12 protein-coding genes are annotated in these 15,595 nt (G+C 52.1%); 11 read left to right on the top strand and 1 reads right to left on the bottom strand.

Features of this window, described 5'->3' with window-relative positions:
- Positions 1 to 148 precede the first annotated feature (148 nt).
- From KK062_RS16075 to KK062_RS16095, 5 genes are all read left to right on the top strand, one after another.
- Complete coding sequence (locus KK062_RS16075) at positions 149 to 1,474, top strand: deoxyguanosinetriphosphate triphosphohydrolase (RefSeq protein ID WP_254085344.1); 1,326 nt, start codon at positions 149 to 151, stop codon at positions 1,472 to 1,474.
- A 341-nt stretch (positions 1,475 to 1,815) separates the two neighbouring features.
- Positions 1,816 to 4,278 (top strand): efflux RND transporter permease subunit, encoded by a 2,463-nt coding sequence (locus tag KK062_RS16080; protein ID WP_254085345.1) that lies wholly within the window; start codon positions 1,816 to 1,818, stop codon positions 4,276 to 4,278.
- Between the two features lie 147 nt (positions 4,279 to 4,425).
- Complete coding sequence (gene ileS, locus KK062_RS16085) at positions 4,426 to 7,899, top strand: isoleucine--tRNA ligase (protein WP_254085346.1); 3,474 nt, start codon at positions 4,426 to 4,428, stop codon at positions 7,897 to 7,899.
- Between the two features lie 22 nt (positions 7,900 to 7,921).
- Positions 7,922 to 8,614: a lipoprotein signal peptidase gene (locus tag KK062_RS16090; protein WP_254085347.1), complete on the top strand. Its 693-nt coding sequence runs from the start codon at positions 7,922 to 7,924 to the stop codon at positions 8,612 to 8,614.
- Positions 8,615 to 8,805: 191 nt separating this feature from the next.
- Positions 8,806 to 10,317, top strand: a complete 1,512-nt coding sequence (locus KK062_RS16095) for an APC family permease (RefSeq protein WP_254085348.1) — start codon at positions 8,806 to 8,808, stop codon at positions 10,315 to 10,317.
- A gap of 73 nt (positions 10,318 to 10,390) precedes the next feature.
- On the opposite strand, the gene ndk is transcribed toward KK062_RS16095, so the two are convergent.
- Positions 10,391 to 10,810 (bottom strand): nucleoside-diphosphate kinase, encoded by a 420-nt coding sequence (ndk, locus tag KK062_RS16100; protein WP_254085349.1) that lies wholly within the window; start codon positions 10,808 to 10,810, stop codon positions 10,391 to 10,393.
- A gap of 150 nt (positions 10,811 to 10,960) precedes the next feature.
- On the opposite strand from ndk, the gene KK062_RS16105 reads away from it, so the two are divergent.
- From KK062_RS16105 to KK062_RS16130, 6 genes are all read left to right on the top strand, one after another.
- On the top strand, positions 10,961 to 11,980 hold the full coding sequence (locus KK062_RS16105) for a DHH family phosphoesterase (RefSeq protein ID WP_254085350.1): 1,020 nt from the start codon (positions 10,961 to 10,963) through the stop codon (positions 11,978 to 11,980).
- A 54-nt stretch (positions 11,981 to 12,034) separates the two neighbouring features.
- Entirely contained in the window at positions 12,035 to 12,937 is a 903-nt protein-coding gene (locus KK062_RS16110; RefSeq protein ID WP_254085351.1) for an FKBP-type peptidyl-prolyl cis-trans isomerase, read from the top strand.
- Positions 12,938 to 12,954: 17 nt separating this feature from the next.
- On the top strand, positions 12,955 to 13,899 hold the full coding sequence (locus KK062_RS16115) for an FKBP-type peptidyl-prolyl cis-trans isomerase (RefSeq protein WP_254085352.1): 945 nt from the start codon (positions 12,955 to 12,957) through the stop codon (positions 13,897 to 13,899).
- Positions 13,896 to 14,477, top strand: a complete 582-nt coding sequence (gene rdgB, locus KK062_RS16120; protein WP_262899234.1) for an RdgB/HAM1 family non-canonical purine NTP pyrophosphatase — start codon at positions 13,896 to 13,898, stop codon at positions 14,475 to 14,477. The genes KK062_RS16115 and rdgB overlap by 4 nt, the downstream gene beginning before the upstream one ends.
- Before the next feature lie 15 nt (positions 14,478 to 14,492).
- Positions 14,493 to 15,122, top strand: a complete 630-nt coding sequence (locus tag KK062_RS16125; protein ID WP_254085353.1) for a uridine kinase family protein — start codon at positions 14,493 to 14,495, stop codon at positions 15,120 to 15,122.
- A 113-nt stretch (positions 15,123 to 15,235) separates the two neighbouring features.
- Positions 15,236 to 15,586, top strand: a complete 351-nt coding sequence (locus tag KK062_RS16130) for a hypothetical protein (RefSeq protein WP_254085354.1) — start codon at positions 15,236 to 15,238, stop codon at positions 15,584 to 15,586.
- Positions 15,587 to 15,595 lie beyond the last annotated feature (9 nt).

Here is a 15,595-nt window from a genome sequence, read left to right on the forward strand (position 1 = left end):
GATAATCAACAGGCGCCTGGGCACTCTCCCGGGCGCTTTTTTTGTGCTCCGGGGTACTTTTTGCGCCAGAGAGCAGCGTCTAAAGCCAGCTGGATTTTGTGCTGACGGCAGAAAACGATTAATCTTGCAGCAAATTTTACCCAGATCTATGGAGTGGAAGCAGCTTTTTTCGCCGCAACGAGCCGGGCAAACCCGGGTGGTGGCGTCGGAACAATCGCGCAGCGCCTTTGAGCAAGATTACGACCGGATTATTTTCTCGCAACCCTTCCGGCGGCTGCAAGACAAAACCCAGGTGCATCCGCTGCCTGAATACGACTTTGTACACACTCGCCTGACGCACTCGCTGGAAGTGTCGAGCGTGGGGCGCTCACTCGGTAAGCGTGTGGGAGAGGAGCTGTTAAAGCGCCACCCCGAGCTCGCCCCAGAATTTTCACTCTTTGACCTCGGCAGCATTGTGGCGGCAGCATCGCTGGCCCACGACTTGGGCAATCCGCCTTTTGGCCACGCCGGCGAAGATGCCATCTCTGACTTTTTCCTTTGCCACGAACAGGGCCAGCAATTTAAAGTGCATGTGTCGGAAGCGGAGTGGTGCGACCTCATCAAGTTCGAAGGCAATGCGCAGGGCTTTCGCATCCTCAATAAAAATCAATATGGGCTGAAGCTGACCTACGCCACGCTGGGTGCCTTTACGAAATACCCTTGCCCCGCGCTTTTTCCCAACCGCGACAAGAACCAACGGAGCCAGAAGAAATTCGGGTTCTTCCAATCGGAGAAAGACATCTTTACGGACGTAGCCGGGCAGCTGGGGCTTGCGACGACGAGCGACATCAGCTGGAATCGCCACCCACTGGCTTTCCTGGTGGAGGCTGCGGACGATATTTGTTATAGTATAATAGACCTGGAAGACGGGTGCAGCCTGGGGCTGGTAGGCTACGAAGAAGCACGCCAGCTTTTTGAAAACGTGTTGACAAAGGGTAAATCCAAGATTGGCAAGCTCGACGAGATCAATGGCCAACAGGAAAAGATCGGCTATCTGCGCGCCCTGGCGATTGGCGACCTGATGGGCGAATGCGCCACGCTGTTCCTGGATCATGAGCAGGAAATTTTGCAAGGCAACTTTGATGTGGCCCTGGCCGATAAATGCCCCTCGTGGCAGGCGCTTGAGCAAATTATTAAAGTATCACAAGAAAAGATCTACCGCGCGCGCAAGGTGGTGGAGATCGAAGCGGCCGGGCACGAAGTGTTGCCGGGGCTGCTGGAAGAGTTCACGAAAGCCGGAATGTACCTGATGGAACGGCGGAAGTCGCGCAAATATGAGAATTTGCAGAAGCTATTTCCGGCGGAGATCGAGGCGGCTATACGCACGGAGAAAAATGTGTACAATATGCTGCGGCTGGTCATCGACTTTGTGTCGGGGTTGACGGATCGGCATGCGTTGTCGCTCTACCGTCGCATCAAGGGCATCTCCTTCTAATCCGTGCAACAAAAAAGGCTTCAGCGTTCCCTGAACGCTGAAGCCTTTTGAAGATTGGAAAGCCGTTTATTACTTAGACTTCTTGTCGCGCTTTTCAGCACGTTTTTCCTTCAGGGTCTTAACCGGTTTTTTCTTCTCTTCTTTCCGAGCATCTTGTGATTTCGCCATAGCTTGTAAAAGTTATTTGGTCTTCAAAAATAGTAAAAAAAAGTCCACAGTTGTACGGCTGGGGGGCTGGTAAATAGCACGTTATGAGCGGCGCGAACGGACGTACGGGGGGTGTGCCGACTTCCGGCCAAAATTCTTAGCTTTGGCCCCTCGGATTACTGATATAAACAGCTATGTGGAATAGGATCGCCCGGTTTATCATTCAATACAGGTTGCCCTTGATTATCGTCATCGGTTTGCTAACCGTGGTCATGGGGTATTACGCATCACGCGTGCAAATGAGCTACGACTTTGCCCGCACGGTGCCACTGTCGGACCCCGACATGATCTACCTTAACAAATTCAAGGAGCAGTTCGGTGAGGACGGCAACATGATTGCCGTAGGCGTAAAAGACAGCAACGTCTACAAGCTGAAAAACTTTGAGGCCTTCCGCACGCTTTCCGCCGACATCAAAAAGATTGAAGGTGTGAACGAGGTGTTGAGCCTGCCGGTCATGAAAATGATCGTGAAAGATACGGCGGCGCAACGGTTTACCCTGCTGCCGGTATTTCCCGAAAAACTTTCCAGCCAGGCCGACCTTGACACCGCCCTGGCGGTAGCCTACAATCAAAAGGTGTACATGGACCGCATTGTCAATACAAGCAATGGTGCCGCGATGATGTTGGTGTGGGTACAGAAAGAAGTGATGAACTCTTCCAGGCGGGAGGCCCTGGCACAGTCACTGCAAGATGCTGGCAAACGCTTTGTTGATAACACCGGCATTGAACTGCATTATGCCGGCTTGCCCTTTATCCGCACGCTGGTAGCCAACGAGGTGAAGCGCGAAATGGCCTTCTTTCTCTACGCCTCAGCCATTGTTACCGGCCTGATTATGTTCCTGTTCTTCCGTTCGTTCCGCGCTGTACTCTTCTCGATGATCATTATTGGTATCGTCGTGGTGTGGACACTGGGTACACTGTCGTTGTTCGGCTTTAAGATCACGCTGCTGAGTGGCCTTATTCCGCCGGTGATTGTGACGATCGGGATTACCAATGCAATCTATTTATTGAATAAATACCATCTGGAGTTCGTCAAGACCAACAACAAGCTCGAGGCGATTGCCACCGTGGTACAGAAGATGGGCCTGGCTACGTTCCTCACCAACCTTACCGTAGCGATTGGCTTCCTGACGCTGCTGTCGACGGATATCCTTATCCTGCGCGAGTTCGGTATTGTGGCGGGGATCAACATCATGGTATTGTTTCTGGTCAGCCTCGTGATGATTCCCAGTGTGTTTTCGTGGCTGCCGACGCCGTCGGAGAAACACTTGCGCCACCTCAACTTCCGCATCATGGGCGACTTCCTGAAAGGTGTCGACGCGGTGGTACATCGTCGTCGTCCGCTGGTTTATATGGTGTCGATGGCGCTGGCCATCTTCTCGGCGTATGGCATGATGCAGCTGCGCTCGGTGTCGTACATGGTAGACGACATTCCGGAAGAAAGCCAGATAAAAAAAGATCTGCACTTCTTTGAAGCCAACTTCACCGGCGTCATGCCGCTGGAGATCGTCGTGGAATTTAAGACGAAGAAACGCCGCCCGGTGCTGGATGTGAAGAACCTGCAGAAACTGGAAGAGTTTGAAAATTTCCTCGACTCGCTGCCGGAAGTGTCGCGGCCGGTGTCGGTATTAAGCCTGATCAAAGCTTCCAAACAAGCCTTCTACAATGGCAACCCCGATCGCTACGCGCTGCCGTCGAAGAGCGAGGGCGCATTTATTCTGCGCTATATGAAGGGCCAGGTCGACCCGAGCGCGGGCGGGGAAGGTAGTGGCGAGGGCAAGGGTCTATTCAAATCGTTCGTAGACTCTACCTTTACCAGGGTGCGGATGTCGAGTCAAATTGCCGACGTGGGGTCCATTCGCATGGACTCGCTGGTGCACGATGTGATCGAACCGCGCATGCGCTCGATCTTTGTCTCGACAGAAAAAGACTCGGTGGTCGCAACAGTCACCGGCTCGACCAAGATCTTTATAAAAGGCAACAAATTCCTTGTCGACAACCTGCGCGAGAGCTTGTTGCTGGCGTTTATTCTCATCACGCTGTCGATGGCAATTATGTTTGCCAATGTGCGGATGATTGTGATTTCGCTGGTGCCCAACTTGCTGGCGTTGATGATCACGGCGGGGTTGATGGGTTATTTCAATATTCCGCTCAAGGCCAGCACGGCGCTGATCTTCAGCATTACGTTTGGTATCTCCGTCGATAACTCCATTCGTTTCCTGGCGAAGTACCGGCAGGAGATCCTGGCCAACAACTTCTTTATTCCGGTGGCCGTGACAGATGCTATTCTCGAGACCGGTAAGAGCATCATGTATACTTCTATCGTGCTGTTTGCGGGCTTTATCATTTTCACATTCTCGTCCTTTGGCGGTACGATTGCGCTGGGCCTGTTAACATCCGTGACGCTGATTATCTCGATGTTCACGAACCTGATTCTGCTACCGGCGTTGATCCTGACGTTCGACAGACCCAAAAAGAAGAAAGGCGAGCACCTGCCGATCGACGATTTTGATGCAAGTTTTTATGGTGAGTCGGAGGATGAAGAGATCGACCTGGATAAGATTCAGATTCACAACCGGCACTCGGCTGCCGAGTGAGCAAAAGAAGATGCTGACAGCGGGGTGCTGAACCCATAGGAAATTTGGTGAGGTGCGCTGTTCCATGTCTCGGAAATCGTAAATAACAAATATCTTTGCGGTCTTAATCGAAGTAGTACCCATTAACGCGTAAGATCGTACCTCGAAATGGCCGCCAGATATAATGACCTAAAAGAATTGAATTTTGCACAGATCGCTGCTGAAACCCTTGAATTTTGGAAAAAGGAAGGGATTTTCGAGAAATCTGTGACTAATCGTGAAGGGGCACCGTCGTTTACCTTCTACGAAGGCCCGCCTTCTGCAAACGGCACTCCCGGCATTCACCACGTCATGGCTCGCACGGTGAAAGACATCTTCTGCCGTTACAAAACCCTTCAGGGTTTCCAGGTAAAACGCAAGGGCGGCTGGGACACACACGGCCTGCCGGTAGAGCTGCAGGTGGAGAAACAGCTGGGCATTACCAAAGACGACATCGGCCGGAAGATCTCGATCGAAGAGTACAACCGCAAGTGCCGCGAGACGGTCATGATGTACAAAGACCAGTGGGACGACCTGACCCTGAAAATGGGTTACTGGGTCGACCTCGAGAATCCCTACATCACGTACGAGAAAGAATACATCGAGTCGCTGTGGTGGTTGCTCAAGCAGTTCTACAACAAGAAACTGCTTTACAAGGGCTACACCATTCAGCCCTATTCACCCGCCGCCGGTACCGGCCTTAGCTCGCACGAGCTGAACCTGCCCGGCTGCTATAAAGATGTAAAAGATACATCCATCGTGGCGCAGTTCACGGTGAAGCGTGACGCGAAGTCGGAGTTTCTCTTCCCCGATGCGTTTGGCGACAAAGTATATATCATGGCCTGGACGACCACGCCGTGGACGCTGCCCTCTAACACGTCGCTGGTGGTGGGGGAGAAGATCAACTATGTACAGGTAAACACCTATAACCCCTATACTCACAAACCGGTTAGTGTAGTGGTGGCAAAAGACCTGCTGGGTAAATACTTCTCTGAAAAGAATAAGGACCTGGCGTTGGATGCCTATAAAGCCGGCGACAAAGCAATACCCTATCAGGTTGTGCGGGCGTTTACCGGCAAAGACCTTGTGGGCATTGCCTATGAGCAATTGCTGCCCTACGTGCAGCCGCTGTACGATGCTGACAAAGCCTTTAAAGTAATTGCGGGCGACTTTGTGACAACCGAAGACGGTACGGGTGTGGTACACGCGTCGCCTACGTTCGGTGCGGACGACTTCCGGGTATCCAAACAACAAGGTATTCCGCCCATTACAGTAAAAGACGAAGCGGGCAACGAAGTGCCGACGGTAGATCGCAAGGGTAAGTTTATCGACGCGATCGGTCAGCAACTGCAGGCCGGTGTCGCGCGCTATAGCATCAAGACCCATAAGCCGATGGGCCCTGCTGACTTTTACGTTAAGAACTATACCAACGAAGACGAGTCGAACCCGGACTACAAGAATACGGATGTGATCATCTCCATCATTTTGAAGGAAGAGAACAAAGCCTTCAAGGTGGAGAAATATGAGCACACCTATCCGCACTGCTGGCGCACGGACAAGCCCGTATTGTATTATCCGCTGGACTCGTGGTTTATCCGCACCACGGCCCTGAAAGACAAAATGGTGGCGCTGAACAAAACCATCAACTGGAAACCGGAGTCGACTGGTACGGGCCGCTTTGGCAACTGGTTGGAGAACCTGGTAGACTGGAACCTGTCGCGTTCGCGCTATTGGGGCACGCCGCTGCCGATCTGGCGCAGCAAAGATGGTAAGGAAGAGATTTGTATCGGTTCGTTGGAAGAGCTGAATAATGAAGTAGCCAGGGCTGTTACAGCCGGGCACATGGCGGCGCCGTTGTCGCCGGACTTCGACCTGCACCGTCCCTATGTAGACGATGTGGTGTTGGTTAGCGCCAGCGGCCAACCGATGTACCGCGAGCCCGACCTGATCGATGTGTGGTTTGACTCGGGCGCCATGCCCTATGCGCAATGGCATTATCCCTTCGAGAACAAGGAGATCTTTGAAAAGAACTATCCCGCCGATTTCATTGCCGAAGGTGTGGACCAGACGCGTGGTTGGTTCTTCACCTTGCACGCTATTGCGGCGATGATCCAGGATAGTAGTCCGGAAGTGCAGGCGGTCAATAAAAAGACCGGTAATGGAGGCGTGGCATTTAAGAACGTTATCTCCAACGGCCTGGTACTCGACAAGAATGGCAACAAAATGTCGAAGAGCAAGGGTAACGTGGTGAACCCGTTCGAGACGTTGAGCAAGTACGGCGCCGACATTGTGCGCTGGTATATGATCGAGAACGCACCGCCGTGGGACAACCTCAAATTTGACTTCGAAGGCATTGGAGAAGTACAGCGCCGTTTCTTCGGTACGCTGCAAAACACATATTCGTTCTTTGCTTTGTATGCCAACATCGACGGCTTTGTAAAAGACGAGTCGAATGTGGTACCATACGAAAAACTGACGTCACTGGACCGCTGGATCATCTCCAAACTGCAGTCGCTGATCATCGAAGTGACAAAGGCCTACGAAGAGTACGAGCCTACGCGCGCCGCGCGCGCCATTCAGGATTTTGTAAACGATCATCTCTCTAACTGGTACGTGCGGTTGAACCGCAAGCGTTTCTGGAAAGGCGAGATGAGCGAAGATAAAAAGGCGGCGTATGAAACGTTGTACGAATGCTTGCTGGTAACGGCACAGCTGATGTCGCCGATCGCGCCGTTCTTTAGCGAATGGTTATACCGCAACCTGACGGACAACATCCGCGAGGTAGCTGTTACCAACGGTACACCGCTGCGTCACCTGTCCGTACACCTGACAGACCTGGTACAAGCCGAAGCCCATCGCACCGACGCCGAGCTGGAGAAGTCGATGGCGTATGCGCAGCAGATCTGCTCGTTAGTACACTCCATCCGTAAGAACGCACGCATCAAGGTACGAACCCCGTTGCAGCGCATTCTGTTGCCCGTGCTTGATACCGCTTTCGCTACACGCATCAAAACGGTGGAGGAGATCATCCTGGCCGAGGTGAACGTGAAGAGCATCGACTATATGGACGATACCTCGGGCGTGTTGGTGAAGAAGGTGAAGCCTAATTTGCCTAAGCTTGGTAAGCAGTATGGACCGAAGATGAAGGAAGTAGCGGCGGTGATCGCGACACTTACCGCGGACGATATTCGTACCCTGGAGAAACAAGGTGCGCTTGCGAAAGGTGGATTTGATCTGGCGTTGGATGATGTATTGATCTCATCCGAAGATATACCGGGCTGGTCGGTCGCGACCGAAGGGGCCGTGACGGTAGCGTTGGATATTACGTTGACGGAGCCACTACGCCGCGAGGGCATTGCCCGCGACTTTGTAAACCGCGTGCAGAACCTGCGTAAAGATATGGGTCTGGAAGTGCTGGATAAGATTGCGATTGAAGTCGGCAAGCCCGACGACGCTGTTACGGCGGCGCTGACGGACTTCAAAGAGTATATCAGCACGGAAACACAAGCCCTCACGTTGGATTTCCGCGAGGCATTGGTGGAAGCCACCGAGGTGGATATGGACGACTTTACTCTTACTGTCAAAATCAGCTTAAAGAAGTAACCTGGAAAAAGGCTTGAAGCCCATGAAAATATATAAATACTTTATTCTCGCCGTCGTTGTCATCCTGATCGACCAGGCTTCTAAATTGCTCGTGCATCATCACATGGATCTGCACGAAGAGATCACCATACTGGGTGGCGAGCGTTTTGGCTTTAAGCTACATTACTTATTGAACCCGGGTATGGCATTTGGTATACGCTGGAACAATGAGTTTGGCAAGCTGGCGTTGACGGTGTTTCGTATCCTGGCTATGGGCGGTATAGCGTATTATTTGTGGAAGATGGCGCAACGACATGCCCACACTGGTTTTCTGTGGTGTATGGCATTGATCCTGGGGGGCGCTGTGGGCAATGTTATCGACAGCACCTTTTACGGTGTGTGGTTTAATAACCATCCGGTCGATTCGCCTACACCGTGGTTTCACGGGCAGGTAATCGACATGCTGTTCTTCCCCTTGTTTGATTTGACGTGGCCGAAGTGGGTGCCGGTCGTCGGCGGGGAGTATTTCTTATTCTTTAGCCCCGTATTTAATATCGCCGATTCTTCCATTTTTGTCGGCGTAGTTGTCATCCTGCTCTTTCAGCGCCGTTTCTTTGGCGAGCACATCGGCGACACCGTGCCGCCGGAATTGCATACAACACACACCGATACGCAGGAGCCTTCATCGAAAGAAACGATTGAAAAGCCTGCGGACTCCACGTCTTCTTCGCGTTAACAGTAACGCGGACACCTCTACCGGGCCTGTAGATTTAATACAGGCCCCGCATACCGTCGGTCATTAATTTTGTCGATCGATGCTACTGCTCGTTAGCCAAGTTCATTATTATTATTACTTTTAAGGCTGATAAGTATTTAACGGATAACGTATAGTTAATTATCCCCTAACCTTAAACCTATAACACTATAATGAGTTTGTTTATTAAGAAGCCGTTGGAGCAGCTGCTTTCACAGGCCGACGAGGGAGAGAAAGGATTAAAGCGAACGTTGGGCGCTGGAAATCTTGTTGCGTTGGGCATTGGCGCTATTATCGGCGCGGGTCTTTTTGTGCGTACAGCGGCTGCTGCCGGTCAGGCTGCTGGTCCGGCCGTTACTCTTTCGTTTATCGTTGCCGCGGTGGGTTGTGCCTTTGCAGGATTATGCTACGCCGAATTTGCCTCGATGATCCCGGTTGCCGGGAGCGCCTATGCCTATAGTTATGTGACGATGGGCGAGCTTACTGCCTGGATCATTGGATGGGCCCTGATCATGGAATATGCCCTGGGGGCGGCTACCGTTAGTATTGCCTGGAGTGAATACCTCAATAAGCTTTTGGGGGGAGGCATACCGTATGAATGGTGCCACTCACCATTTGAAAGCTATACCGATTCGGCCGGTGTGTTACACCAGGGCCTCGTCAATTTTCCGGCCCTTATTATTTTGGTGGCGTTGACCATGCTGCTGATCAAAGGCACGCAAGAGTCTGCTATATTTAACGCCATTATCGTATTTATCAAGGTTGCTATTGTATTGCTGTTCATCGCTATCGGATGGCAGTTCATCAATCCTGCAAACCATACGCCTTATCTTATTCCCGAAGGTACTCCCCCCGTGGTAGACCAGGCTGGTAAAGTTATTGCCGACTACTCCGGTGTATTTAAGCACGGCTGGGGCGGTGTACTGGGCGGTGCGGCCATTGTATTCTTTGCGTTCATTGGTTTTGATGCTGTGTCTACCGCTGCTCAAGAGGCAAAGAATCCGAAGCGCGACATGCCGATCGGTATTCTCGGCTCGCTGCTGGTATGTACAATACTCTATATATTGTTTGGTCACGTATTGACCGGTGTGGCGAACTGGCAGGACTTTGTCGATCCGGAGAAAGGCCGTGAAGCGTCTGTTGCCTATGCGATCAGTACCTATATGGCCGGTTATGGCTGGTTGGCTACTGCCGTGACGGTCGCCATCCTGGCGGGTTTCTCATCGGTTATTCTTGTGATGTTAATGGGCCAGAGCCGGGTATTTTATACCATGAGCAAAGATGGTCTTATTCCTCCCATCTTCAGCGACCTGCATCCTAAATTCAAAACTCCTTATAAAGCCAACTGGATTCTTTTTGTGTTCGTTGGTTTGTTCTCAGGTTTTGTGCCTGGGCACGTAGCGGGTGACCTGACCAGCTTCGGTACCCTGTTTGCGTTTGTGCTGGTGAGCATCGGCGTATGGATTCTGCGGTTTAAATCGCCTAACGTCGAGCGGCCGTTTAAGTCGCCGTTGTCGAATCCTTACTTCCCGCTGGTGCCGATCCTGGGCGCGCTCATCTGTCTGGGCATGATCGTAGCACTAGACAGCCAGACGCTGACGGTAGCGTTTGCGTGGATGGTTGTTGGGTTGGTGGTATACTTTGGCTACAGCAAGCACCACAGCAAGCTGCGGCAAAAGAAATAGGCTGTCGCACTGGCACAGCAATAAAAAAGGCTCCCGCAAGGAGCCTTTTTTATTGCTGTGTATCTTCTAAGAATTAGAATTGCTCGAATGCCGAGAAGAAAAAGTTTCCTTCGTTGGCTGCATTTTCGTCGCTGTCAGAGCCGTGGATGGCGTTCGCCTCGATAGACTTGGCGAAGTCGGCACGGATGGTGCCGGGAGCTGCTTTCTTCGGGTCGGTTGCGCCGATCAGATTGCGGAAGTCTTCTACGGCGTTGTCTTTCTCGAGGATCATCGGCACGATGGTGCCAGACGACATATACGCGCAAAGCTCGTTGTAGAAAGAGCGTTCTTTGTGGATGGCATAGAACTGGCCCGCCAACGCAGCAGAAAGTTGAGTTTTCTTCAGTGCGATGATCTTAAAGCCTGCTTCTTCGATCCGTTTAATGATCGCTCCGGTATTGCCCGCACCGACGGCATCGGGCTTCAGCATTGTAAAAGTTCTGTTTGTAGCCATTTTTGTTATTGTTATTTCGTTTGGTTTATGGATCGCGGCCGGATAATGTTTTAAACGGCGTCCGGCAAGCGGCGGCAAAAATAGAAAAAAAGGTGGTCTGTGCACTGTTAAAAAAAATACTCATTTTTGCGCCCTGCTATAACCCTGACCATGCAAAACATCCAGGCCTTTAAGGATTATATGGATCAGCCACGGAAAGTGGTTATTCTCACGCATTTTAAGCCCGATGCCGACGCGCTTGGCTCGTCGTTGGGGTTGGCCGGCTATCTGAAGAAAAAAGGCCACACCGTGCAGGTGATCACGCCCAGCGATTATCCCGATTTTATCGCCTGGATGCCGGGAAACAGCGAGGTGCTCGTTTTCCAGAAGGACCGGCCGCAGAAGGCGCGCCAGGTGATAGAGGCTGCCGACATCATCTTCTGCCTCGATTTCTCCAGCCTCAACCGCATTCACGACCTGGGCGAAATGGTGAAAGTTTCGACGGCCCGCAAGGTGCTGATCGATCACCACCTCGAGCCCGAAAAGTTTGCCGACTTCGAGCAGTGGGACGAAACCGCGGCATCGACTGCCGAGCTGGTGTATCAGCTGATCGAGCAGCTGGGGGACAAATCGCTGATCGACCCCAATATTGCGAGCTGCCTGTACGCCGGCATTATGACCGACACCGGGGGATTTCGCCATCCGAATACCACGCATAAAGTATTTCAGATCGCGGGCGAGCTGGTGGGCCTGGGGGCAGAACCGGCCAAGGTCTCCAAGCAGATCTACGACACCAACTCGTTGGAGCGCCTCCGGCTGATGGGCTACGTGCTGAGTGAAAAGCTGCAAGTGCTGCCCGAATACAGAACGGCCTACATGGCCCTGTCGGCCGAAGACCTGAAGAAATTCGCCTCGCAGACCGGCGACACGGAAGGCCTGGTGAATTATGGGTTGTCCATTAAAGGCGTCCGGCTTTCCGTGATGATCTCGGACCGGCGGGATAATATTAAGCTGTCGTTCCGGTCGCTCGGAAGTTTTTCCGTAAACGACCTGGCGCGTAAACATTTTGAAGGGGGAGGTCACCGCAATGCCGCCGGCGGCCAGACCAATCTGACACTGGACCAGACGTTGCAGAAATTCCTGGAACTGCTGCCCACCTACAAAGACGAGCTCACGGCGGATGAGCCTTAACCCTAAAAAAGTGTTACCTAATTCCAACTTTATACTCTAAACTCTTGTCTAATCATGAAGATGACCAAACTCGCGAACGTGCTGATGGGATTGCTGTTACTCGGTGTAGCGGCATGCAAAAACGCTGAAACAAAAGAAACTCCCAATGGCTTTAAGTACCAAGTAGTAGAAGCTGGCGACGGCATTGTGCCGAAGCAGGACCAGTTGCTGGTATTTGAATACGTTATGAAAGATTCCAAAGATTCCGTTTGGATCGATACCTATGAAAATGGCTTCCCCGGCGTGATCCGTATTCAGGACACTTCGGCGCTGAAGACCGAAATCGGCATGATGCAAATGTTCCGCCAGCTGTCGGACAATGACAGCATCACGATCAGCAAGCCGGCCAAAGAATTCTTCAAGGACGTACTGGGTCGGCCCCTCACACCGGAAGTTGACTCTACCGTCACCATTACGTGCAACCTGCGCGTGATTGAAATTCTCGACATGCAGAAGTTCAACGAATTCCAGGCCAAGCTGTATGAGAAGCGCAAAGGCAAGCAAAAAAGCAAAGACGAAAGCGCGATTGACAAATACATCGCCGAGAAAAAGATCGCCGACGTGAAGACTGATACCAGCGGTATTCGCTACGTGATCCACAACAACGCCGGTGGTAAAAAACCTACGGCTGCCAGCTGCGTGGAAGTGAAATACGAAGGTAAATTCCTGAAGGATGAGCATATTTTCGATAAGAATGAAAAGATCGCCTTCTCGCTTGGCCAGGTTATTCCGGGTTGGAGAATCAGCATTCCGATGCTGGGCATTGGCGATTCGGCAACATTCTACATCCCCTCTGCGCTGGCCTACGGACCACAAGGCTACCCGGGCGCTATCCCGCCGGATGCCATTTTGATTTTTGACGTGGCGCTGCTGGGTGTAGGCGATACCTACGACCAGGAAGCACACAGCTGTAAGTAGAAAACATCCATACCATCATGAAGAGAAGTGTTCATAGATTTTTCGGAGTTGCCCTGGTAGCCGCGGCGCTGCTTGGCGTGAGTAGCTGCCTGGATACACCGGACGACATTGCAGACCCGAATATCCAGCTGCAAAAAGATATAGCGACCATCGACAATTACATGTTGACCGAGGGCATATACGCCTACCAGGAAGACGAGTATACCAAGATCCGTTTCGTCATTAAAAAACTGGGAACGAAGCTGCCGGCGCGTACGACGGCGACAAAGATCACAGCGGACTATAAACTCTTTACGATTCCCCCCGCCAGTACCACCCCCGTTGATCAGGGACAAATCTCTGGTGACCAACTCGGCACGCTAATCACAGCCTGGCAAACCATGGCCATGAAGCTACCCGTGGGTACGGAAGCCGAGCTCTATGTTCCTTCCCTGTGGGCTTATGGTACTCAAGGAAATGCCAAAATTGCGCCAAACACGCCCCTGCTGTTCCACTTCGATTTAATAAATGCTGAGATCAGCAGCGCAGAGCAAAACCAGTTTAAGTCAGATACAACGGCTATCCGCACGTACCTGGAAGGAAAGGATTATACCGATGTGGTCTACGACAGCACGGGCATTGCTTACCGGATCACGACACAGGGTGGTGGTTTGCAGCCGGGCTGGTTCCACAAGGTGACGTTCAAAGCGCAGTACAAGCTGCTCACGGACGATACCCGCGCGGTGACCGACGTGCTGGAACTGAAGCCGCAGGAAGACGTAACAGATAGCCGCCCCGTGGATTATATCCAGGGCCTCATGATCGGGTTGCAACAGCTGCGCGAAGGCTCGAAAGCCACGTTCTACATTCCGTCGGGATTGGGCTTTGGCGTGCAGGGTGCTTCCAACAACGCTGGTACGACCGTCATTCCGGCCAATTCCAACATTATTGTCGACATCGAAGTGATTGCCGTTAGTCAATGATTAAACTTTGTTTTGCCTCCAATAACAAACACAAGCTTGAGGAAATCAGCCAGGTGGTGGGAGGTTACGTTGATCTGTTAAGTCTGAACGATATTAAATGCTTTGAAGAGTTGCCCGAAACCCGTGATACGATGGAGGGCAACTCTTTACAAAAAGCAGTCTACGTGCTCGATCATTATCACGTTCCTTGTTTTGCCGACGATTCAGGCCTGGAGGTAGAAGCCTTAAAAGGCGCCCCCGGCGTATACTCGGCGCGTTATGCGGGCGACCATCGCAGCAACGAGGACAACATCGACCTGTTACTCAAAAACCTGTACGGCGACACCAACCGGCGGGCGCGCTTTCGCTCCGTCATTACGTTGGTAGGCCTGGATGAAAAGCCTGTATACTTTGAGGGTATCATACCAGGCACTATCATTGCCGGGCGGCGCGGCACCGGGGGATTTGGCTACGACCCGGTTTTTGTTCCCGAGGGCCACAGTCGTACCTTTGCTGAAATGAGCCTGGAAGAGAAAAATGCCATGAGCCACCGCGCCATCGCGGTGCGCAAGCTGGCCGACTATCTCAAAGGCCGATAACGCACGGCAGCGACCATGAAACCTGTTTACACCATCGGCATTACCGGCGGCAGTGGCTCCGGTAAAACGCACTTTATAAAACAGCTGGCCGGCCGGTTTCAGCCGAACGAGATTTGCCTCATCTCGCAGGATCATTACTACAAACCCATTCATCTGCAGGTGCGCGACACCGAGGGCATCGAAAACTTCGACCTGCCCGAGGCCATCGACCGGGAGGCCTTTCACGAGGACCTGCTGAAGCTTAAGCGCGGCGAGACGTTGTTGAAGCAGGAATATGTGTTTAACAATGTCGATGCCAATCCCACTATATTGAAGTTTACCCCGGCGCCTCTCCTGATCATCGAGGGGCTATTTGTACAATATTTTCCGGAGATTGAGCAAGAGCTCGACCTGAAGCTCTTTATAGAAGCCAAGGACCACCTGAAGCTCAGCCGACGCATCCGGCGCGACAGCGAGGAGCGGGGCTACCCGCTGGACGACGTGCTGTATCGCTACCAGCACCACGTCATGCCGATATACGAAGCCTACATCAAGCCGCTGATGCACAAAGCCGACCTGGTCATTCCCAACAATCACCATTTCGAGCGTGCGCTGGACCTGCTCACCCTGGCCCTGAAGCACCGCATTTCCCAGTTGGAATCGTAGATCCAGCTATCAAAAATGTCTGCCTGACCGGCAAAAACGCTGTTTTCAGGCGTCCTCAAACGAAATCTTGCACATTGCCGGCAAATGTCTACTTTTGTACCCCTTGTATAGACATGGCAGGAAAAGCTGACATACGATTTGGAACCTTGGCGGCGGGCGTTTTAACGGCCCTGATCGTCATTGTTTCGCAGCTTTTTTACTTTCAGACGGCTGCCCATCATTCCAAAAAAGAAGTAAAGACCGAACAGCAGGATTCGTCTACGCCCGATGGTACTTATATCACCTTGCCGTCGAGCACCTTGCCGTCATCCTCCCACGTCGTTTTTCAGCAACAGGTTTTCTGTCTTTTCACTGTACTGGTGAAAACGGTAGAGACATCCGCACCTGATCGCAGCGTTTCGCCGACACCCAGCCGGTTTTTTAGAACGCTTTTCAGGACCATCATTTCTCCGAACGCACCCTAAGGCTTCAGC

This window comes from Dawidia cretensis (genome assembly GCF_018598175.1).
GTDB classification, from domain to species: Bacteria; Bacteroidota; Bacteroidia; order Cytophagales; family Cyclobacteriaceae; genus Ohtaekwangia; species Ohtaekwangia cretensis.

Excerpts from the sequence above, each read along its gene's own strand:
- ileS (WP_254085346.1), top strand. The coding sequence starts at position 4,426 with ATGGCCGCCAGATATAATGACCTAAAAGAATTGAATTTTGCACAGATC.
- KK062_RS16110 (WP_254085351.1), top strand. The coding sequence starts at position 12,035 with ATGAAGATGACCAAACTCGCGAACGTGCTGATGGGATTGCTGTTACTC.
- KK062_RS16090 (WP_254085347.1), top strand. The coding sequence starts at position 7,922 with ATGAAAATATATAAATACTTTATTCTCGCCGTCGTTGTCATCCTGATC.
- rdgB (WP_262899234.1), top strand. The coding sequence starts at position 13,896 with ATGATTAAACTTTGTTTTGCCTCCAATAACAAACACAAGCTTGAGGAA.
- ndk (WP_254085349.1), bottom strand. The coding sequence starts at position 10,810 with ATGGCTACAAACAGAACTTTTACAATGCTGAAGCCCGATGCCGTCGGT.
- KK062_RS16095 (WP_254085348.1), top strand. The coding sequence starts at position 8,806 with ATGAGTTTGTTTATTAAGAAGCCGTTGGAGCAGCTGCTTTCACAGGCC.
- KK062_RS16115 (WP_254085352.1), top strand. The coding sequence starts at position 12,955 with ATGAAGAGAAGTGTTCATAGATTTTTCGGAGTTGCCCTGGTAGCCGCG.
- KK062_RS16075 (WP_254085344.1), top strand. The coding sequence starts at position 149 with ATGGAGTGGAAGCAGCTTTTTTCGCCGCAACGAGCCGGGCAAACCCGG.
- KK062_RS16130 (WP_254085354.1), top strand. The coding sequence starts at position 15,236 with ATGGCAGGAAAAGCTGACATACGATTTGGAACCTTGGCGGCGGGCGTT.
- KK062_RS16125 (WP_254085353.1), top strand. The coding sequence starts at position 14,493 with ATGAAACCTGTTTACACCATCGGCATTACCGGCGGCAGTGGCTCCGGT.
- KK062_RS16080 (WP_254085345.1), top strand. The coding sequence starts at position 1,816 with ATGTGGAATAGGATCGCCCGGTTTATCATTCAATACAGGTTGCCCTTG.
- KK062_RS16105 (WP_254085350.1), top strand. The coding sequence starts at position 10,961 with ATGCAAAACATCCAGGCCTTTAAGGATTATATGGATCAGCCACGGAAA.